This is a genomic window from Acinetobacter sp. YH12076 (genome assembly GCF_013419525.1).
Classification (GTDB): Bacteria; Pseudomonadota; Gammaproteobacteria; order Pseudomonadales; family Moraxellaceae; genus Acinetobacter; species Acinetobacter amyesii.
On record NZ_VOZY01000004.1, the window covers coordinates 20,677 to 42,354 of the forward strand.

The window sequence follows — 21,678 nt, forward strand, 5'->3', positions numbered from 1 at the left end:
TTGAGTTATTTTTAGCATGCCGAGATTTATTTGCTCAAGTTTTATTCATCTTTATTTAAAACGAGATATTGAGTGCAATGCCAGATCTTTTTCACATTGATGTATTAAGAAGTGATTTCGCTTGGTGATTTATCTAATGTTTCAAACCGTCTCATTGAATTATCAGTACGTTATCCTAAATATACAATGAAGCCTTAGCTGGTTTATTTAGCGATTAAAGTTTTGGCAAAAAGAACAACAACAAAAGGCTACCCAATACTCCACCGATAATGAGCCAATCTTTCTTACGCATATCAGCAACACGAATTATTGAAAAATACAGACTGCTAAAAAATAGAAAAACAAAGACAAATAGCACAAGGGGGTTATTGAATATAAATTTAGTACTGCCAAATAAAACGAAAATGGTTGTGCTCGACAACCAATACACCAAACTTAAAACAAATTTTGAAAGCGTTAAGTAACGCACAGTGCGGTCTAATCTGGGCAAAGTCACCGCAACGATGATGATTCCAATAAATCCACCCAAAACAGAAATAATCAAAAAGAATAAAGCACCCATATCTGGCTTGTTTGGAATGTATGGATAAACCTTCCAAAGGTAAAAGCTGCATGCCATCAATACTGCATGTAAGATAAAAAGATAGAGATCTGGGCGGTAAGGATAATTGACTGTAATACTTTTCATATATTGTTCTTATCAAAAAATTCCGCTATTTCTAACAGGATTCTACCTAGATTTCAAACGGCATAAAAAAACCCGCTCTAAAGCGGGTTTTTAATTAATGCTTAAACTTAGTGCTGTAACACTGAAATATCAGCCACTTTCGTAAACAAGTCACGAAGCTGTGCAAGCATACGTAAACGGTTTGCTTTTAGGTCAGCATCATCGGCCATCACCATCACACCGTCAAAGAACGCATCGACTGGCGCACGAAGTGCAGCAAGTGCAGAAAGGGCAGCGGTGTAGTCCTTCGCAGCAAATAATGGCTCAACTACAGGTGTGATTTTTGCAAGTTCAGCGAACAATGCTTTTTCAGCATCTTCAACCAAGTTCGCTTCAACCACAGCGCCTTCAGGTGCAGCTTCTTTTGCAAGAATGTTTGCAACACGCTTGTTGGCAGCAGCAAGTGCAGCAGCTTCAGGCAAGTCACGGAAATGATTTACCGCATTTACACGCTTATCAAAATCAAGTGGAGATTTTGGAGACAACGCTTGAACTGCTTGAATTACATCAACTGCTACGCCTTGGTCTTCATATTTCGCACGGTAACGACCTTCAAGGAATGCAACAGCATCCGCTAAAGTTTTATCGTGGTCTTTCAATACATCGCCATAAGCAGCAAGTGCAAGTTTGATTAGATCTTCAATCGAAACATCTAAATCATTTTCAGTCACAAGACGCAAGATACCAATGGCTGAACGGCGTAGTGCAAACGGGTCTTTAGAACCTGTAGGCGCCTGACCAATACCAAAAATACCTGTGAGCGTATCTAAACGGTCAGCAAGCGCAAGCGTAGTACCTGTTTTGGTTTTAGGTAAAAGGTCACCTGCAAATTTAGGTAAGTATTGTTCACCTAAAGATTCAGCGACTTCATCATTTTCGCCTTCAATACGTGCGTAGTAAGTACCGGCAATACCTTGAAGCTCAGGGAATTCACCCACCAACTCAGAGGTTAAGTCGCATTTTGCAAGGAGCGCTGCTTTTTCAGCATCTGCTGGGTTTGCACCTGTGATAGCCGACAAAGCCACAGCCAATTTAGCAATACGTTCAGACTTGTTCCATAGTGTGCCAAGTTCTGCTTGGAAGACCATGTTCGCAAGTTTCTCTTTACGAGAAGCAAGCGGTTGTTTTTGGTCTTGTAAGAAGAAGAATTCAGCATCCGACAAACGTGGACGCACAACTTTTTCGTTACCTTCAATAATTTGTATCGGGTCTTTCGACTCAATGTTTGACACGGTAATGAAGTAAGGTTGAAGTTTATTGTCGCTATTCACTAAGCAGAAGTACTTTTGGTTGTCCTGCATCGTCGTGATGAGTGCTTCTTGAGGAACAGCAAGGAAGCGTTCTTCAAAGCTTGCACGAAGCGCAACTGGCCATTCAACCAATGCTGTTACTTCGTCACGTAAGTCCGCAGGGACAATCGCAATGGCATTGACTTCATCAGCTAAAGCTTTGACTTGTTGGTCGATGATGGCTTGGCGCTCTTCAAAGTTTGCAATCACTTTTGCAGTACGAAGGGCATCAAGATAAGCATCAGCATTTGCAAGTGTGATTGCTTCAGGGGCATGGAAACGGTGACCATAAGTCACGTTACCTGCTTGGTGATCCTGAATGGTTGCTTCAATTACATCACTGTCTTTCAACAACACAACCCATTTTACAGGACGTACAAATTCAGTACGGCTTGCCGCAGAACGCATGCGTTTTGCGATAGGTAGGTTATCTAAAGCGTGTTGTAAAATTTGTGGAAGTAAAACATCAAGGCTTTGACCTTTTACATCTTTTAAGTAGCACACTTTTTCAACTTTACCCGCTTGGAAAGTCGATACTTGATCAACCGTGATGCCTTGACCACGCATAAAGCCTTCTAAAGCTTTAGTTGGTTTACCTTCAGCATCAAACGCTGCTTGTTTAGCAGGGCCATCAAAACGTTTTTGTGTGTCTGCTTGTGCACCGTCTACATTGACAATTTTCAATGCAAGGCGACGTGGTGCTGCATATGCTTCGATTGAATCGAATGCTAGACCTGCGTCTTTTAAACCTTTTACCGTTTCTGCATGAAGCGCATCACGTAATTTTTTTAAGCTTTTTGGTGGAAGTTCTTCGCAGCCTAATTCGAACAATACTGTATGTTTAGACATTATTTGCTCTCCTTAGATTCTACTTTTGCTTCCGCTTCAACTTGTGCTTTAAGTTGAGCAAGGACTTCGTCACGTAAAGCTGGTTCCGCCATCGGGAAGCCAAGCTTCGCACGCGCAGCGACATAACTTTGGGCAATCGCACGAGCCAATGTACGTACACGTAAAATGTAACGTTGACGTTCAGTTACTGAAATTGCGCCACGTGCATCAAGCAAGTTAAAGCTATGCGATGCTTTAATTACTTGTTCATAGGCAGGCAGTGGAAGTTCAGCTTCCATTAAACGAGTCGCTTCAGCTTCATAGAAATCAAATAGCTCAAACATTTTTTCAACGTTGGCATATTCAAAGTTATAGGTCGATTGTTCAACTTCGTTTTGGTGGAATACATCGCCGTAAGTCACTGTACCAAACTGACCTTTAGTCCAAACCAAGTCGTAAACTGAGTCTACACCTTGGAGGTACATCGCTAGACGTTCTAGACCGTAAGTGATTTCGCCAGTTACAGGGTAGCATTCAACACCACCGACTTGTTGGAAGTAAGTGAACTGAGTCACTTCCATACCGTTTAACCAAACTTCCCAACCTAAGCCCCATGCGCCAAGTGTTGGAGATTCCCAGTTGTCTTCCACGAAACGAATGTCGTGAACAAGGGTATCAATACCAATGGCTTTTAATGAATCTAAGTACAACTGTTGGATGTTGTCTGGGTTTGGCTTCAACACGACTTGGAACTGGTAGTAGTGTTGTAGACGATTCGGGTTCTCACCATAACGGCCATCTTTAGGACGACGAGAAGGCTGAACATAAGCCGCGTTCCAAGTTTCAGGGCCTAAAGCACGTAGGAAAGTTGCAGTGTGGAAAGTACCTGCACCCATTTCCATATCGTAAGGTTGTAACACTACACAACCTTGTTCAGCCCAGTAGTTTTGTAAGGCAAGAATTAAGCCTTGGAAGGTATCAATATGCGATATGGCGCGACTCATGGTCATCCACTTAAAATTAGATAAAAATTGTGCTCAATTATAAGGATTTTGGGGGTGTGTGGCAAAGGGTTAATCATTCTTGAATCAAGCTTTGATGTTTTAATGATGCGCAGAATTTTATATTTTCCTATTGTACAGAATAAAAACGAAGTTACTTGTGGCATAAAGTGGATGAATAAATTGAATGATGAGCGATAACAATGTTTAAGAAGTCTTTTATTGTGATAAGTATGGTGCTATCTGCCTGTAGTACGACGCCTGTAGCTTTGTATTCAGATTCATCACTTCACGCTTCAAAAATTGCGACTATTACAAATTCTTGCAACGCGGAATGTAAGAATTTGATTAAACAGCAGTTAGTGGTCAGCTCAAAGTATCAAATGAGCGAAGGTCTTTTGCTTGAGGTCAATGGTCAGCAGGGGACGCGAAAAGTCACACGAGGAATGGCTTTTGACTCACCTATTCACGGACGGTTTACCACCGCTGTAGAACAGGGAAAAACTGAGCTCGTCATTGATCATAATTCACAGCTAGTTATCGCTCGTCCAGCTCGATTCGCTGTTGATTTATTGGGTGGGCATAATTATGTGATTGGACGTATTCGAGTTGAACGAATCCCTTCGGCTTATTATGAATGGTTTCCTATTGTGTATGATAAAACAGCTCAGAAAATTATTTATGGCAGTGAAGATTTAATTGATCAAGATGAATAAGCTGACCGCCTAAATGTTCCTTTGTTTTAGTGAGTACAGATGTGAGCGCTGATAGATTTTTTATTTTAATTATCAGTAACATATAATGAGAATTTTAGGCTCATTTCTTGGGATAAAACTACGCAAGTAAGCGGCGTATACATCATTCAAAAGAATCAAAAGTAAAATTTATAAGATAAAGATGTAAGTTGAATACATCTTATTGCTTGCATGGCTTTATAATTGCCACATCTCGCAAAACAACAAACAAGGTATCTCGTGTTTCACGCAAAATCAGCTTGGCTCAATACGCTTAAACCCAACTTTAAAGTTCTGCCTTTAAAAGACCGCATCCTGTGTGGGGTAGGTGCTTTGCTGGGCCTGAGTATTTCTTCGCTGATCAGTTGGCTGGCGCTAGATGACTTAAATGCGTGGTATATCGCCCCGATGGGCGCATCGTCCGTACTGCTCTTTGCTGTACCTGCCAGCCCATTGGCACAGCCGTGGAATATGGTAGTCGGTAATAGTCTTGCGGCCTTGATTGGCGTGACGTGTGCGATGTTTATTCCTAATTTAACCGAAGCATTTAGTATCGCGGTTGCATTAGCGATTATCTTAATGATGACCACAGACTCATTGCATCCACCAAGTGGAGCCGTGGCGATTACAGCGGTATTGGGCGGAGAGGCAGTCCATGATTTAGGCTATGCCTTTCTTTTTTATCCAGTCCTTTTAAATTCGGTCCTCTTGATGGTGGTTGCTATCATTTATAACCGATTACTAGGCAAGCAGTATCCACAAAAAGCACAAGTCAATACTCGGACGACAGATCCAACACCGACACAAAAAGTGTCGATTCAGCCAGCGGATATTCAGCAAGTCTTAGAACAGCAAAGTCAGTTGCTTGATATTAGTGAATATGACTTACAAAAAATTATTTTAGAAGCACAGCAATTAGCCAGTCGTCGTGGCCTAAGCCAGTTTCATTGTCGTGACATCATGAGTCAGCAAGTGATTACCCTGCGTGCAGAAGATGATATTCAGTCAGCATTGGAAAAGTTTAAACAAGTCAATTTGATGAGTTTGCCTGTGGTGAGTGATTTGGATCGCTTGGTGGGAAATTTGGCTTTATATGATGTAGTTGAATGGTTTAAACGTGCCGCAGACCCCAAAGCCAGTTGGGAAAATCACGTTTATCAAATTATGAATCCCAAAGTGGTGACCGTGCAGCCGGATCAGCCGATTGAAGACTTGGTGCCATATTTTGTGGAAAGATCTTTTAATTATATTCCAGTTGTTGAGCAAAAACGGTTGGTGGGAATGATTAGCCGTGCCGATATGATTGCCGCCTTATATCAACAGTTAAATCAGCAAACAAAATCTTAAGCTTTAAACTTTGATTTAAATTCATCAGACTTAAATATGGCTTTGCCAATATATAGGCAAAAAAAAGCTACGGAATCTTGGGGGAGAAACCGTAGCGACCAAACTGGGTCAAAGGATTTTAACGTCTGTCATCATTCACAGTACGAATAGGGTCTGAATAGCCATTGGTACAGAAAAAGTTATCTTGTGCTTTAGGCATGACTAACCATAAAACCAAGTACACCAAAATACCGGGAAAGGCTGCGCTTAAGCATGATACAAAGATAAAAATAATACGCAGTAAATTTGCATTCCAACCAAAACGTTCAGCAATACCCCCCATCACACCAGCAATCATGTTAGAGCGGTTTGAGCGATATAAACCAACATTGGCCATTCAGGTCTCCTTCAAAAAAGAATAAATTTGAATATTTCCAAATTCATATTATAGAAATGGTGACAAGCTTTGCGATTTAAAGGGTGCAGAAAAAAAATTAAGTAAAGTTATGTAATTTGAAGAATTGGTTTGATTAGTTTGCCTTTAAAATAGCTTGATTATTAATTAAATATCAACGATAACAATGAGATATGATTAACATATATCGCAAATATATGTATACAGCGTTGATTTTTTGATTACAATATTAAGTCAGCAAGAACTGAAAAAACCAATGAATGATTGGTCTTGGCACATTATATGAAAACATCGGCTTCACCTTTTTTGATGAAATTTGCATATCTTTCAGTGTTTGCAGGAGTGTTCAGCCTCTCTTTTATTGGTTGTAGTCCAACGCCTCAACCCGCAGCGGATAAGGGTGAAAGTTCAGCATCAACTGTCGCATCGGAAGTTCAAGCGAAGCAAGATCATGGAAAAAAATTAACCCAAGTGGCAGGGCAGGCGACATTGCCGAATGACGATGACATAAAGTCAGCTCCTGTTCCTGAGCATGCCAAAATTTTTATTGGACGTTTTCATGCCAAAGTAAAATGCGATGACAGTTTTATTCCATGCCCAGAAGGCGATGCGGAGTTCATTCTTAACTTATTGCCAGATGGCACGGTACACCGCAGTATTATTCAAATTGGTAAAGTGTTTGCTGAAAAAACCAATACGCCAGGCATTAATGTGAAATACCGTAAGGATACGTGGAGTGTTAATGAAGCACATACCGAGCTGGTGGTTCATCGAAAAGAAGGCGTGAATTTCTATTATCGCGTGATTAATGAAAATAAAATCACCATGGATTTAGACAAAATTCGTCAAGGTGAAGTTGATCGAAATCAGGAATTATTTTCCAAGGGTTATCCTCAGCCGCAACATGCCTATACCTTGGTAAAAGACCCAAATTAAATGCTGCGAATCAAGTACATAAAATTATAAATTGCGTTTGAGCGTCGGCGTGAAATTCGTAGTTCTTGGCTAATCGAATGCAACTAGCTAAAAAAAATTGAATTATTAATACGACATAGAATTGGTGGGTTGTGTGGGGTTCGAACCCACGACCAATAGATTAAGAGTCTACTGCTCTACCAACTGAGCTAACAACCCTGAGAAAATTTTAAAAGAGCATTTTAAAATTTTAGCAAGATAAACGAAGCGCGTAGCTTTGAATACTAGGGAATATTTGTTATCTAAAATTTTTCAGGTCAAATACTTCATCTAGCAAGACAAGAATGATACTTCGCAACATCGCTATAGCAAAATTTCGAGAATGGCGAATCAAAACCAATAATGGTGATGGTTTGTCTTGGTCGGAACCTGCAGGTTTCTTTTTCTTCAACTGCCGGAAGAAAGAAGCCCTAAGAAAGAATGGTGGGTCGTCCGCGACTCGAACGCGGGACCAATAGATTAAAAGTCTACTGCTCTACCAACTGAGCTAACGACCCTTAGGGGGTATGCACAAGATTGTAATCTAAAACTGGAATTTTAGAAAGATGGTGGGTCGTCCGCGACTCGAACGCGGGACCAATAGATTAAAAGTCTACTGCTCTACCAACTGAGCTAACGACCCATCTTGTGGTATCGAAGGGAATGGTGGGTCGTCCGCGACTCGAACGCGGGACCAATAGATTAAAAGTCTACTGCTCTACCAACTGAGCTAACGACCCATTTCGCTTGATGGTGCGTATTGTAGCAAGATCTGCTTCAAGCGCAAGTAAAAAATCATAAACTTGCTTGTGTTTGATTATAAATACAACAAAGTAGCTCATTTTAGCGGATATCTGTCGCTAAAATGAGCGCTATTTGCTTAAAAACGGTATTTATATGCCTGAATATTGGCATAAATTTCAGGAGTTAAATCACAGTAAGCAGTTGCATTTGGCAGCAATACCAATAAACGTTCATCAGTTTGCTGAGGATCAAAAGCTTGTTCTTTCAGCTTGTTTTTTTGGTATTTAAATGTGCCTGTGGTTTCGACTTTTTTCTGTACACGTAAAAATACCGGTACAGCATACGCTGGTAAGCATTTTTTAAATTGTAGAACCATTTCACTACAATCTTGTTCGTTGAGTTCGGCACCGTCGGTGAGCGTGATGGCAGCCATACCTGCACGGCCATTTGTATCTGGAATTTCTACGCCATAAACCACAGCTTCAGCAATTTTATCGTACTCACTCACCATGTTTTCAACTTCAGTGGTTGAGACGTTTTCACCTTTCCAGCGGAAAGTATCGCCTAGACGGTCGACAAATTGTGCATGACGGAAGCCAATGTCACGAACCAAGTCACCTGTGTTGAAGTATGAGTCACCATGTTTGAATACATCTTTCATAATGACGGATTTGTTTTTTTCCGTGTCGGTATAGCCATCGAAAGGTGAGCGACGGGTAATTTTACCGATGAGTAAGCCGACTTCGCCTTTTTTCACTTTAATGCAGCGACCTTTAGCATCATGTACAGCTTCATTTTTTTCTTTATCAAACTGAATAATCGCATAAGGCGTTGGTGAAAAACCAACGGTATTGTCGAAGTTAAACACATTACTAAAGCCAACGTTGCCTTCACTTGAAGCATAGAGTTCAAGGACTTCCTCAACCCCAAAGCGTTCTTTAAACTTATCCCAAATATTTGGTCGCATGCCGTTACCAATCATTTTTTTCACACGATGGCCTTTTTCAAGGTCTGAATGTGGGGCATCCATCAAATAACGGCAAAGCTCACCCACATAGCCAATGGCTGACGCATCAAATTTTTGTACATCTTTCCAAAACGATGAAGTTGAAAACTTGCGACGCAGGGCAAGCGTGGCGCTACCGGCAATCACCCCACACCAACAAACTACAGTACCTGTAGCATGGTAGAGCGGTAAGGTCACATACATCACATCATCTTTATTCAGATTAAGGACGTGACCATAAGTTCCATAAGCCAAAGTCCAACGGCTGTTGGTGAAAATCACCGCTTTAGGTAAGCCTGTTGTCCCAGAGGTGTAGATATAAAATAGGCCGTCTTTGCCTTTTACACTTGCAGTGGTGGGTGTGTTGAACTTTGGAAATTCATCAATCGCTTCTGCAAGGTTTAAGAAGCCTTTCGGTGCTTGACCGGCATCTACACGAGTGGCTTGATCTGCGAACCAATGTAAACGATCTGTAGCCACACTGAGATCATTACGAATCTCTTCTACGGCTTGACGGCATTCTTCGCCCACAATCACCGCAATTGGGTTTACTAAGTTGATGCTGTGTGTCAGGACTTTGCCAACTTGTGAGGTGTTGACCAAGGCACTGGTGACGCCAATTTTGGCTAGTGCCACGATGGTTGCCACGAGTTCAGATCGGTTCTCGATCATCACCGCAATCACATCACCTTTTTTTGCACCGAGTGCTAGGTAATAGTGACCAATTTGATTGGCCCATTCATTGAGTTCGTTATAGGTATATTTTTGCTCTTCAAAATATAGCGCATAGCCTTTGGGATTACGCTTTACGGCTTTTTCAAATGCAATCCCTAAGCCTGCGGAAGTATTTGGGGTGCGTAAATAGGCTTGCTTTAGACCACTCAACAGGTTGGGTACTTTGCTAATGAACGCGGGAATTTTTGCTGCAACATCAGCAATCCCAATAAGGTCGTGTTGTGTAGTTTGGCTCATGTGAATCCTATTTATTTTTCGTAATCCGATACGGTCTATTTCTTTGCAATGAAATTTGCAGCAAATTCTACAATTGTCTTTTAATCGTTTAGATCTAGTGCAATCAACCTAATTTGACAAAAGTATCAAAAAAAAACCAGTCACCGAAATGACTGGATTTTTTTATTCACCTGCAAAATAGCAAATTACTGCTCAGTTGCGGTGTTTGCTTTTTTCGGTGGACGACCGCGAGGACGACGAGGGCGTGCAGGTTTTTCACCTTCAGCGGCCGAGTTTTCGTCTACAGGAACCTCAACTTTCTTTTCCGTTTCAACGGCTTGAGCTTTTTCTTCTACTGGTTTAGTAGGAGCTTCAGACACTTCTTCCGTCTTTTCAGGCTGCGCACTCACATCCAGTTCAGCTTGAACGGGTTCAGGTGCTTCAGTTTGAACTACAACATCAGATACGTTGGCTTCAACTGTAGCAGCTTTAGCTTCTGCAACTACAGGCGCCTCAATAGCAGTGTCTGCGACAGGCGTAGCTTCCACCTCAGCATGTGCTTTTGCTTGGTCTTGTTTCGCTTGTTCAGCGGCAAGTTTAGCAAGGCGACGACGCTCACGTGGGTCATTAGCAACACGTTTATCTGACACAGGCTTTGGTGGTGTTAAATCCAACATTGGCGCTGGTTCAGCTTCAGGTGCAGCTTTTGTAACTTGAACATCACGAGTGACAGGCTTTTTCTCTACAGCTGCTTCAGCTGCAGGTGCAGACAAAGTCGCGGCATATTCTTCCGTGAATTTTTGCAATGCACGGTTGAATGTTGGAATTAAGCCAAATTGCTCAATCAGTACTGAGCAGTCTTCACCGTATACATGCTTAATCAAGCTGCTTACAGTGTATTGACCCAGTGTCGGCACTTGAGATGGCGAAATTTTCGGAGCCTGTGCTTGTTGAGCGCGAGCTGCACGTTGTTCGCGGCGGCGTTGACGTGGGTCATTGCTTGCACGAGACGGTTTTTGCTGCGCATGCTGTGGTTTATATCCTACTTCTTTTGTTTCAGTCGCAGGTTTTTCCACTTTTTCTGCTTCAACGACAGCGGCTTTTTGGACTACTGGGGTTTCTACAGGTTTTTCAACTGCTGGGGCAGTATTTAGCGCTACGATTTCGCTTTGAGCTTGATCAACATTTACTACAAGTGCTGTTGGCATCACGTCTTGACGTGGTGCATTAACAACTTCAACTTTAGGTTGACGTTGATTGCGGTTTTCAGGTTGTTGCTCAGTTGCAACTTCCTGAGCAATCGCTTGCTCGTTCAATACGCTTTGATCGCGGTGGCGATTTGGGCGATTTGGACGTTGTTGGTTGTTGCGGTCACGACGTGGAACAGACTGCGGTTGCTCATTATTTTGAACATCTTGCTGTACTTGTTCGTTGTTGTGTTGACGGCGTGAGTTACGGCGGTTTTCACGTTGGTCTTGACGGTTGTCTTGGCGCGGTTCTTGACGTTCAGAACGTTGCTCTTGGCGTTCGTTTTGACGTGCTTCGTTATTGCGCTGCTCTTGACGATCTTGACGTGAAGGTTGTAACACTTCTTCATGAACTTGATGCGGTTGAGCTTCTTGTTCACGTGGTTCTTTATGCTTAGTACGCTTTTTGTTGTGACGTTTTTCTTCACGGTCAGCTTTTTCTGAATGGCTGTCACGTTCTTGTTTGTGCACAACAGAAGAAGGCGCAAGGTAAGCATTATTGTCTACGACAACAACAGGCGCTGCCGATGCAGGGGTAATTTGACCAAACTGGCCACGGCTTGCAGCACCGCTATTTACCATTTGTTCAATTGCAGCAGCGGCATTGTTTGCAGTACGCGACTGGTCAACGGTTGCAGCTTGTTTTTGAACAAATAAGTTTTCTAACCATGCACATGGACTAGATGATGCTGCAGGAGCGGCAACTTGTGCAGGTGCTTGTTGAGCAGCAACGGGTTGTTGCTTATTCTTTTTGTGGCCTTTTTCTTGTTGTTGTACAGGTGCTTGTTGCTGAGCAGCAGCGGCCTGTTCTTCACCTAAATGCCACTCAGATGCTTCGTAACCCAATTCTTTTTCGCTAGAACGTGTCGCTTCAGTGCGTTCATAGCTTGTAGGTGCAAAACCTTCAGGGTTATACGAAATTTCGTAATGTGGTGTTTCTAGGTGAGGGTGTGGAAGTACAGTCACACGAACATTTGAAGTTTGTTCAAGATATACAAGGCTGTGACGCTTTTCATTCAATAAGAATGCAGCAATTTCAACAGGCACTTCAACTTGAACTTCACCATGACGTTCGCGTAGCGCAATTTCTTCCACTTTACGCATAATTGAAAGTGATAAAGAACGTAGGTCACGTACCATACCTGTGCCATGACAGCGTGGGCACACATAACCAGTGGCTTCTTCAAGCGATGGACGTAAGCGTTGACGGCTCATTTCCATCAAACCAAAGCGTGACAGTTGACCGAATTGGATACGTGCACGGTCACTTTGTGTTGCTTCACGAAGTTTAGCTTCAACCATACGTTGGTTACGGTCTTTGGTCATGTCGATGAAGTCGATCACAACCAAACCACCGATATCACGTAAACGTAATTGGCGAGCGATTTCTTCAGCAGCTTCAAGGTTGGTATTGAGCGCTGTATCTTCTACGTCGCTACCACGTGTTGATTTTGCAGAGTTAATATCAATTGAAACCAATGCTTCAGTTTGGTCAATCACAATTGAACCACCAGAAGGAAGTTTCACTTCACGTTCATAGGCAGTTTGGATTTGACTTTCAATACCAAAATGAGCGAATAACGGTTCATTTAAAGTATAGGTTTTTAATTTGTCGATTTGACGTGGCATCACCGCTTTAACAAAGTTATAGGCTTCGTTATACGCTTGCTCAGAGTCAATTAAAATTTCAGCAACATCATCACGTAAATAGTCACGGATCGCACGTGTAACCACACCGGCTTCTTGGTGAACCAACATTGGTGATGGACCAGAACTTGATGTGCTTTGGATTTGTGACCAAAGGTCCAGCAAGTGTTGAAGGTCAAGTTGCAGTTCTTCTTGAGAACGACCAATACCTGCAGTACGTACAATCACGCTCATGCCACGAGGGACATTTAAAGACGCCAACATTTCTTTCAATTCTTCACGAACTGAACCTGAAATTTGACGGCTAATACCGCCACCTTTCGGGTTGTTTGGCATTAAGACCAAATAACGACCAGCAAGTGAGATAAATGTAGAAAGGGCAGCACCTTTATTACCACGTTCTTCTTTTTCCACTTGAACTAAAAGCTCAGTGCCTTCAGTGATCAATTCGCGGATGTTTGAAGTTTGGCGAGGATCTGCTTTGTAATAAGAGTTAGCAATTTCGCGCATCGACAAGAAGCCTTGACGACCTGCACCGTATTCAACAAATACAGCTTCTAAAGACGGCTCTACGCGAGTCACATGACCTTTATAGATATTCGATTTTTTTTGTTCACGGGTACGATTCTCTAAGTCAAAATCGTAAAGACGCTGACCAGTGACAAGTGCAACGCGAATTTCTTCGGCATGTGTTGCATTAATCAACATACGTTTCATGGGTGTAACACCTAATAGTGATACACAGAAGAACATCGCCTGACTCGTAGCGAGCATCAGATAGCATGGATCAAGTTGCACAGATCGAAAAACATCATCTGTGCATGTGTACCGACCTTCTTTGGGTGGGCAACGGTTTTTGATTCACGTATTGATGATGGCAATACGGCTTCAATCTTTTAAACGATTAAAGTCACCTGAACGCGTTTCACTGGCGGACAAACGGTGCATTGGATGTGAGTAACTTTCACTGTCACATTGCTCGAAGAGCATCCATTCATATCTGATAGAGCGTCTTGATACGGAATTATCATCGTACCTTTACAAACTGTGCAGATCCAATGCATCAAACGTTGTGGCCTGAACACGATTTCCAGGGAGCGACTGGTCTGATGTGTATCAGTTTACGTTTAAAAACCAACCTTGGTTGGCACATATTTTTTTGGGGCAAACTGTTTTATGTACCTACGGCACAATTAAACGCAACAGTTTGCAGTTTTGCCGATATAATAAGCCTTCGGCGTCGGCATAATTCTTTTGGGACCTTTCCGAGCTAAATGAGTAATTGCTTGAAAGTTCAATGACAGTAAATACTGAAATGAATCAACTTTTACTCAGTTACGGTGGTTTCCGTGCGCTGACTATATCAAACCTTGCATCATCTGCCTATGGGCTAAGCTTATGTTTCTTGCGAAAAGTATAGCTTAAATGATCAATTTTTAATCAATTTTAGTATTTTTTTAGGTCACAGTAACTGTATGAATTCTACGCAAGAATGGCAAAGCGTCACCTGGTTTGAAGTGGACGAGCATCAGGCGGGTCAACGTATTGATAATTTCCTGTTTAGTCGTCTGAAAGGTGTGCCTAAAAGTCGCATTTATCGTCTGATTCGTGAAAGCCAAGTCCGCGTCAATAAAAAACGCGTCAAAGCGGAAACCAAACTCAATATTGGTGACCAAGTTCGAGTTGCTCCAATTCGTTATGAGCAAAAAGATGAGTCTGCGGTTCCCGTATCGGACAAAGTGGCACAAAGTTTACTGAGCCGTGTGGTGTACGAAGATGAAGGCTTAATGGTGGTAAACAAACCTTCTGGTATTGCTGTTCACGGCGGTAGTGGTGTGGCGTATGGCTTGATCGAAGGCTTACGTGCCGCAACAGGGAAGAAATACCTTGAGCTGATTCACCGAATTGACCGCGACACTTCTGGGTTGGTAATGATTTCGAAAAAACGTAGTGTGTTAAAAAGCCTGCAAGACATGTTACGTGAGCACAAAATCCAAAAAACTTATGCTGCTGTGGTGAAAGGTGTGGTGAGTTTGGATAAGCAGCTCATTGATCAGCCTTTGCATCGTTACGAACTGGCAAATGGCGAGCGTCGTGTTCGTGTATCACCTAAAGAAGGTAAAGAGTCGAAGACGCTGTGGAACGTGAAAGAACGTTTTATGCATGCCACATTGGTGTATGCGTCTCCACTTTCGGGCCGTACCCATCAGATCCGTGTACATGGTTTAAGTATTGGTCATCCATTGGTGGGCGATGAAAAATATGGTCATGAAACTGAATACCGTGGTCCAAAGCCACGTCGTTTATGTCTGCATGCCATGCGTTTAGAAATTCCGGGTTACCAAACCATTGAAGCGCCATTGCCAGAAGATATGCAAAGCCTTGTGGCGCAGCTACGCGCGCAAAAAGCCGACAAAGTGGTGAAGTCTTCGGAAGATGACGAGTAAGTTTTAAATATTAGACTTCTCCCCCCTGAGCAGGACTGCTTCGTAAGTTTTCTTTCTCCCTCTCCTTTAAGGAGAGGGCCGGGGTGAGGTAAATAAATTGATGCACTCCAGAATCTGAATTACCAAACACTGAATCAAATCTAGGAAAACGTATGAACTCAGCTATAAAACTAGTCATTTTCGATTGGGATGGCACTTTATTTGATTCTGTGGGTCAAATTGTGGAGAGTTTAAAATTTGCAGCAGATCAATTTTCACAGCCGCTGACCGATGCTGATGCGAAAAGTATTATTGGTTTAGGTCTACCAGAAGTCGCACAGCGGTTATTTCCGACGGTTCCCGAATTACACAGCGACATTTTGCAAAGTTATGCCGATTACTATGTGGCACATTCCAAAGGTGATATATGGTTTGAAGGTGTGGCTGATATGTTGCAGGAATTACGTGATGCCGGTCTACAATTGGCTGTTGCAACGGGGAAAAGCCGTAAAGGTCTAGACCGTGTTTTGGCTCAAACGCAAAGTCATGAGCTATTTTGTGCGACCCGAGCAGCCAGTGAAACCAAATCTAAGCCAGATCCGTTGATGTTGGCAGAAATTTTGGCGGAAACAGGACTACGTGCCGATCAAGCCATTATGGTTGGTGATACGTCGTATGATTTAGAAATGGCCCTCAATATTCAGATGCCACGTGTAGGCGTGAGCTATGGAGTGCATACTGTAGAAACACTCCAGTGTTTTCAACCCTTACATATTGCACATAGCGTAGGTGATTTGACTGAATTTCTACTAGAACACGTGAAATTACGTCTAGCTGTATAGTTTTAGATACAAACGAGTAAAAAGGGTGAAATTTGTTTTCACCTTTTTTGTTACCAAATGAATAGTAACGCAAGCTCTACTTGATGAAATGAGTAAATTCAATTATTTAAAAAAGTAATAACACTAGATTTTTCTACAATAACAAGCAGTCTTCTAGCAAATTTACCTTAAAAAGTTGAGCGCAACTATTTGGCCTTTTACCACAAGCTGGAATAGATTTTTTGTTTGAATTTTTGGTTTTATCTTATTGTTGTTTATTGATTTATTTTTAAATTTTCAATTTATTAAACTAAATCAGATGAAATTGAACACCTATGCTTAAAAGTTGGCCTGACGCTAAAATAATCTTTTAATCTTATCTTTTAGTCGTATAAGCCAAGTTTTTTAGTAGAGATTCAGATTTAAGGGCGAAAAAAATAGTGAATTTTATTTAATTATTTTGACTTAAGTTTTTGAATATTAATAATAAATAATGATTAATTTATAGCTAATAGCTATAGTCATAAATAAAATAAGTATTGGTATTCACTTTATAAAATCTCGATGCTAAATGCATCTAAACATAACGTGTAGTATGTCAAGTGAAATGCTTTAGGCGAATCCTGACATGACTTTCATCACTTTGATTTTGATGGTGATCGGGATGAAACACGTTGTGCATCCAATTTTTGCAGTTTAAGGAAACATTGATGTCGAATTCTGCTGTTGTTGAATCAGTTGCGCAAGCATTACGCGATGCGGAAGTAAATCAGGCTGCGATTGCACCGATCCGTCCACAACTTGGTGGTGAAAGTGCTGATGTAGATATTGCTTATGCCGTTCAAGAAGTGAATACCAAACGTGCGGTGGCAGAAGGTCGTCGCCTTGTAGGTCGTAAAATTGGCTTAACTTCAAAAGTTGTACAAGCGCAGTTAGGCGTTGATCAACCTGACTTCGGTATGTTGTTTGCTGACATGGCGTATGGCGATGGTGAAGAAATCCCTGCTGGTTTATTGATTCAGCCAAAAGTTGAAGCAGAAATTGCTTTGGTGATTAACCAAGATTTGACCAAAGAAAAACACACCTATGCAGACATTATTAGTGCAACAGAATATGCACTGCCTGCAATTGAAGTGGTCGATAGCCGTATTGAAAACTGGAAAATCTCGTTGATTGATACTGTGGCAGATAACGCATCTTCAGCAGGTTTTGTGCTGGGTTCTAAGCCTGTAAAACTTGCAGATCTTGACCTTGTAAATTGCAAAATGGTCATGACTCGTGGTGAAGAAGTGGTTTCACAAGGTGTGGGTAAAGCGTGTCTTTCTAACCCATTAAATGCAGCAGTGTGGTTGGCTGACGAAATGGTTCGTCGTGGTCGTCCATTGCTTGCAGGTGACATCGTATTGACCGGTGCCTTAGGCCCAATGGTTGTGGCAAATCCTGGTGATGAATTCAAAGTTGAAATTGAAGGCTTTGGTTCTGTGACTGCAGCATTTGCAGCGAAATAAGCTTGGGTTTTACGGAATTTTTAAGAGTACACATTCATGAAAAAGATTAAATGTGCATTGATCGGTCCAGGGAACATTGGTACTGACTTGCTTTACAAACTTCAACGCAGCGAATTTTTAGAACCAGTATGGATGGTTGGTATTGACCCGACGTCTGAAGGTTTGGCTCGCGCTGCTAAAATGGGTTTAAAAACCACTGCTGAAGGCGTAGATGGTTTACTTGCACACGTAATTGAAGACGACATTAAAATCGCATTTGATGCAACTTCTGCCTATGTTCATGCTGAAAACAGCCGTAAATTGAATGAACTTGGCGTGTTAATGATTGACTTAACACCTGCTGCAATCGGTCCATTCTGCGTACCACCAGTAAACTTAGAAGCGTTATTGGATGCCGGTGAAGTTCCGAACGTCAATATGGTGACATGTGGTGGTCAGGCAACGATTCCTATGGTTGCTGCGATTTCACGAGTTCAGCCTGTTGAATATGGCGAAATCATTGCAACAGTATCAACAAAATCTGTGGGTCCAGGTACACGTAAAAACATTGATGAATTTACTCGTACGACTGCTGGCGCTATTGAAAAAGTGGGCGGTGCGAAACAAGGTAAAGCGATCATCATCATTAACCCTGCTGAGCCACCACTGATGATGCGTGATACTGTTCACTGTCTTGTTGAAGGTGAACCAGATCAAGCAGCAATCACTGAATCTGTACATGCGATGATTCTTGAAGTTCAAAAATATGTACCAGGTTACAAACTTGTAAATGGTCCTGTATTTGACGGTAACCGTGTTTCAATCTTCTTAGAAGTTGAAGGTTTAGGTGATTATCTTCCTAAATATGCAGGTAACCTCGACATTATGACTGCGGCAGCTGCACGTACTGCAGAAATGTTTGCAGAACGCGTATTAAACACTGCTGAAGCTTAAGGAATACCAAAATGTCTAAGATTATTATTAATGATATGACTTTACGTGATGGTATGCATCCTATGCGCCATCAAACTACACCTGAACAAATGGTTGCCATTGCAACTGCTTTGGATGATGCAGGTGTACCTTTAATCGAAGTTACGCATGGTGACGGCTTAGGCGGTAACTCTGTGAACTATGGTTTTGCAGCAGCAACCGATGAAGAATACTTAAAAGCCGTTATTCCAAACCTAAAACAGGCGAAAGTATCTGCACTTTTACTTCCTGGTATTGGTACGGTTGACCATTTGAAAATGGCACATGATGTTGGTGTAGCAACCATTCGTGTTGCAACGCACTCAACTGAAGCTGATGTTTCTGAACAGCACATTACTGCTGCACGTAAACTTGGCATGGACACTGTGGGCTTCTTGATGATGGCGCACATGGCAACTCCTGAAAAACTTTTGGAAGAAGCCAGCAAAATGGTGTCATACGGTGCAAACTGTATTTATGTGACTGACTCTGCTGGTTATATGTTGCCTCAAGACGTGACTGACCGCGTGGGTATTTTACGTGCCAACCTGGCTTCAGAGATCGAAATCGGTTTCCACGGTCACCATAACTTAGGTATGGGTGTTGCGAACTCTGTTTCAGCGGTTCAAGCTGGTGCAACGCGTGTCGATTTAGCTTCTGCAGGTTTAGGTGCAGGTGCAGGTAATACTCCACTTGAATTGTTTGTTGCGGTTGCCAACCGTATGCAAATGGAGACAGGTGTGGACTTGTTTAAAGTTCAAGATGTGGCGGAAGATTTAATCATTCCAATGATGACACATCAGATCCGTGCTGACCGTGATGCAGCAACTTTAGGTTATGCCGGTGTTTACTCATCATTCTTGTTATTCGCGAAACGTGCTGAAGCGAAATATGGCGTTTCTGCGCGTGAAATTCTTCTTGAGCTTGGTCGTCGTGGTACTGTTGGTGGTCAAGAAGATATGATCGAAGATTTGGCATTGACCATGTCTAAAGCAAAAGAAGCCAATGCTTAATTTGCTTTAAATCAAAAAGCGCCCGAAATGGGCGCTTTTTTTATGTCTCAACTGACTATATGGGCTTGGTTTTTAGTTGAGATTGAATTGATGCATAGAAAGCGGATTGAAATAAGAAAAGTTCTGCGAACCAATGGCTGATTTCGAGCAGCCATAGTATTAAAATTTAACTTTAAGTTGTTGATGATTATATAAATTAAATATCATGTTATAGCTAAATTTTATAACTCAAATAAGGATAAATCTCAGTAAAAAACTTTCATTAAACTTAAAAGCAATTAATACAGCGTATGTAATTGCGAAAAATAAAAAACTTTCTATTTTACGTTAATAAAACATGGGGTTAATTTAATCAGTCGTTCTAAATGATAAAAAAGAGTTATTGTTTTAATCTCTAAGGAAAATAAGCAGAAATAGCTTCCAAAGTTCAAGTTGTACAAAAGCCTGATAAACCTTAATACTGTAGTCGGATTTTTTTCCAAGGTATTGTTGAGCATGATGGTGCCATAGCTTAATTTGATTACTGGGAAATAAGCCATGCGTCGTCAAAATTTATGGATAGCAATTCTTGCTGCGACAGCAACATTAGGAACATCTGCAACTTATGCGGACTTTGTTGACGACAGCCAAGTACAATTGAAATTTAAAAACTTCTACTTAGACCGTCAAATTAAAGAAAATCCGGCGGGTAACTGGGGTTCATGGTCACAGGGTGTGACTTTGGATGCCAAGTCAGGGTATCAAGATATTGGTGCAGGTATTCAAGTGGGTGCTGACCTTTTGGTTCAACATGCATTTAAACTTAATGCACGTGATAAAAACCCAGACTGGATCTTGCCGCACGATGGTAAAGAATCAAAAGATAACTTTGGTAAAGTGGGCGTGACCCTTAAAGCCAAAGTATCTGAAACTGAGTTGAAAGTGGGTGAGTTATTACCAGTGTCTCCAGTGTTGGTTTTCGATCCATCTCGTCAGCTAATGACGACTTATAGCGGTGCATGGTTAGAATCGAAAGAGATTAAAGATACCAAGTTAACTTTGGCATACATTGACGGGATCAATAACCGTTATGACAACCAATTCCGTGATTTATCAATGTTCGCTCCAGGTAAAAGATTACCAGATGGCACCATAGGTCATTATGATCTTGGGCCAACTTCTGATGGTATGTATATTGCGGGTATTGACCATCAATTTACACCTGAAATTGGTGGTAGCTATTGGTATGCCGATGTTCAAGACATTTACACACAGCAATATGTCGGCGCGAACTATAAAACTAAGTTAGGTGACAAAGCCAAACTGGATAGCCATATCCGTTATTTTGACAACTCAGATTCGGGTGACAAACTGTATGGCGAAATTGATAACCAAGCGTTATCGGTTGGTGCGAAAGTGAATTACGGTTCGCATACCTTTGGTTTGGGTTATCAACAAATGTTTGGTGATAATGCATTCCCAACACTGGGTGGATGGGTGCCGCAGCCGTACTTAGTCAACTGGGGTATAGCAACATTTACTGCAAAAAATGAAAAATCATGGGGCTTTACTTATGGCTATGATTTCTCAGAAATGGGTGTGAAAGGCTTAAATACAACTGCTGTGTATTTCACAGGTTCAGATGCAGAAATTGCTGGTCTTAAAGATCAGAAGTCAGATGAATTGAACTTAATTGTGAACTACACCGTGCCTGAAGGTAAGTTGAAGGGCTTAGGCTTCCAGGCAATGTATATCGATGCCGATTTCGATTACAAATCTGACTTGCAAGAGTACCGTGTCGCGACAACTTATACCTATAAGTTCTAATTTCTCAGGATAAAAAAGAGGGAAGTCGATTCATCGCTTCCCTTTTTATTTGCTGGGTTATTCAAAAAAGAAATACCTCAAATATTTTATGGATATATTTTTGAGTTATGTATTTAAAAACAATAACTTAAATTATAGTCTATTTATTGTTTATGATCGTAAATATGTATCAGTTAGCAGTGGCTGAACAGGTAATATGAGACTGTAAAAACCACAAAATCCAAAAGAGTCCCCCTTGTGTTTAAATCCGTTATGGATTGAAACATAAGCTCTACGCAATACGA

15 protein-coding genes, 4 tRNA genes and 1 pseudogene are annotated in these 21,678 nt (G+C 41.6%); 10 read left to right on the forward strand and 10 right to left on the reverse strand.

Features of this window, described 5'->3' with window-relative positions:
* Nucleotides 1–214: 214 nt before the first annotated feature.
* The 3 genes from FTU22_RS04585 to glyQ all read right to left on the reverse strand — a co-directional run bounded on the left by FTU22_RS04585 (nt 215) and on the right by glyQ (nt 3,848).
* Entirely contained in the window at nt 215–688 is a 474-nt protein-coding gene (locus tag FTU22_RS04585; RefSeq protein WP_180093239.1) for a hypothetical protein, read from the reverse strand.
* 107 nt (nt 689–795) lie between these two features.
* Nucleotides 796–2,865 (reverse strand): glycine--tRNA ligase subunit beta, encoded by a 2,070-nt coding sequence (gene glyS / locus FTU22_RS04590; protein WP_180093241.1) that lies wholly within the window; start codon nt 2,863–2,865, stop codon nt 796–798.
* On the reverse strand, nt 2,865–3,848 hold the full coding sequence (glyQ, locus tag FTU22_RS04595) for a glycine--tRNA ligase subunit alpha (RefSeq protein ID WP_078192785.1): 984 nt from the start codon (nt 3,846–3,848) through the stop codon (nt 2,865–2,867). Before glyQ ends, glyS begins: the two co-directional genes overlap by 1 nt.
* Before the next feature lie 200 nt (nt 3,849–4,048).
* Between glyQ and FTU22_RS04600 the strand changes: the two genes are divergently transcribed.
* Both FTU22_RS04600 and FTU22_RS04605 read left to right on the forward strand, forming a co-directional pair.
* The gene (locus FTU22_RS04600; RefSeq protein WP_180093243.1) at nt 4,049–4,561 is read left to right on the forward strand and encodes a hypothetical protein; all 513 of its coding nucleotides are present in this window, start codon (nt 4,049–4,051) and stop codon (nt 4,559–4,561) included.
* 258 nt (nt 4,562–4,819) lie between these two features.
* Nucleotides 4,820–5,926 carry an HPP family protein gene (locus FTU22_RS04605; protein WP_078192783.1) on the forward strand — a complete coding sequence of 369 codons (1,107 nt, stop codon included), beginning with the start codon at nt 4,820–4,822 and terminating at the stop codon, nt 5,924–5,926.
* 118 nt (nt 5,927–6,044) lie between these two features.
* On the opposite strand, the gene FTU22_RS04610 is transcribed toward FTU22_RS04605, so the two are convergent.
* Complete coding sequence (locus FTU22_RS04610; RefSeq protein ID WP_180093245.1) at nt 6,045–6,302, reverse strand: PspC domain-containing protein; 258 nt, start codon at nt 6,300–6,302, stop codon at nt 6,045–6,047.
* Between the two features lie 300 nt (nt 6,303–6,602).
* Here FTU22_RS04610 and FTU22_RS04615 point away from each other — a divergent pair, with 300 nt between their 5' ends.
* Nucleotides 6,603–7,256, forward strand: coding sequence for a hypothetical protein (locus FTU22_RS04615; protein ID WP_257225883.1), 654 nt, complete (start codon nt 6,603–6,605; stop codon nt 7,254–7,256).
* A 122-nt stretch (nt 7,257–7,378) separates the two neighbouring features.
* Here the strand turns inward: FTU22_RS04615 and FTU22_RS04620 are convergent.
* The 6 genes from FTU22_RS04620 to FTU22_RS04645 all read right to left on the reverse strand — a co-directional run bounded on the left by FTU22_RS04620 (nt 7,379) and on the right by FTU22_RS04645 (nt 13,586).
* Nucleotides 7,379–7,454: transfer RNA gene (locus FTU22_RS04620), tRNA-Lys, on the reverse strand.
* A 262-nt stretch (nt 7,455–7,716) separates the two neighbouring features.
* Nucleotides 7,717–7,792, reverse strand: a tRNA-Lys gene (locus FTU22_RS04625).
* 49 nt (nt 7,793–7,841) lie between these two features.
* Nucleotides 7,842–7,917, reverse strand: a tRNA-Lys gene (locus FTU22_RS04630).
* A 21-nt stretch (nt 7,918–7,938) separates the two neighbouring features.
* Nucleotides 7,939–8,014: transfer RNA gene (locus FTU22_RS04635), tRNA-Lys, on the reverse strand.
* Nucleotides 8,015–8,154: 140 nt separating this feature from the next.
* A complete protein-coding gene (locus FTU22_RS04640) occupies nt 8,155–9,996 on the reverse strand; it encodes a long-chain-acyl-CoA synthetase (RefSeq protein ID WP_180093247.1) in 1,842 nt (613 codons plus the stop codon).
* A gap of 185 nt (nt 9,997–10,181) precedes the next feature.
* Nucleotides 10,182–13,586, reverse strand: a complete 3,405-nt coding sequence (locus tag FTU22_RS04645) for an Rne/Rng family ribonuclease (protein WP_180093249.1) — start codon at nt 13,584–13,586, stop codon at nt 10,182–10,184.
* A 394-nt stretch (nt 13,587–13,980) separates the two neighbouring features.
* On the opposite strand from FTU22_RS04645, the pseudogene FTU22_RS16470 reads away from it, so the two are divergent.
* The 7 genes and pseudogenes from FTU22_RS16470 (at nt 13,981) to FTU22_RS04675 (ending at nt 21,394) form a co-directional block, all read left to right on the forward strand.
* A pseudogene (locus tag FTU22_RS16470) lies at nt 13,981–14,289 on the forward strand (hypothetical protein).
* Nucleotides 14,290–14,344: 55 nt separating this feature from the next.
* Entirely contained in the window at nt 14,345–15,316 is a 972-nt protein-coding gene (locus FTU22_RS04650; RefSeq protein ID WP_078189751.1) for an RluA family pseudouridine synthase, read from the forward strand.
* Nucleotides 15,317–15,468: 152 nt separating this feature from the next.
* Nucleotides 15,469–16,137, forward strand: coding sequence for an HAD-IA family hydrolase (locus FTU22_RS04655; RefSeq protein ID WP_180093251.1), 669 nt, complete (start codon nt 15,469–15,471; stop codon nt 16,135–16,137).
* Nucleotides 16,138–16,826: 689 nt separating this feature from the next.
* Nucleotides 16,827–17,624 carry a 2-keto-4-pentenoate hydratase gene (mhpD, locus tag FTU22_RS04660; protein ID WP_078189749.1) on the forward strand — a complete coding sequence of 266 codons (798 nt, stop codon included), beginning with the start codon at nt 16,827–16,829 and terminating at the stop codon, nt 17,622–17,624.
* Between the two features lie 36 nt (nt 17,625–17,660).
* Nucleotides 17,661–18,557: an acetaldehyde dehydrogenase (acetylating) gene (locus tag FTU22_RS04665; RefSeq protein ID WP_078192779.1), complete on the forward strand. Its 897-nt coding sequence runs from the start codon at nt 17,661–17,663 to the stop codon at nt 18,555–18,557.
* A gap of 11 nt (nt 18,558–18,568) precedes the next feature.
* Complete coding sequence (gene dmpG, locus FTU22_RS04670) at nt 18,569–19,588, forward strand: 4-hydroxy-2-oxovalerate aldolase (protein ID WP_111884105.1); 1,020 nt, start codon at nt 18,569–18,571, stop codon at nt 19,586–19,588.
* Nucleotides 19,589–20,125: 537 nt separating this feature from the next.
* Complete coding sequence (locus FTU22_RS04675) at nt 20,126–21,394, forward strand: OprD family outer membrane porin (protein WP_078192777.1); 1,269 nt, start codon at nt 20,126–20,128, stop codon at nt 21,392–21,394.
* The last annotated feature ends 284 nt before the right edge of the window (nt 21,395–21,678 follow it).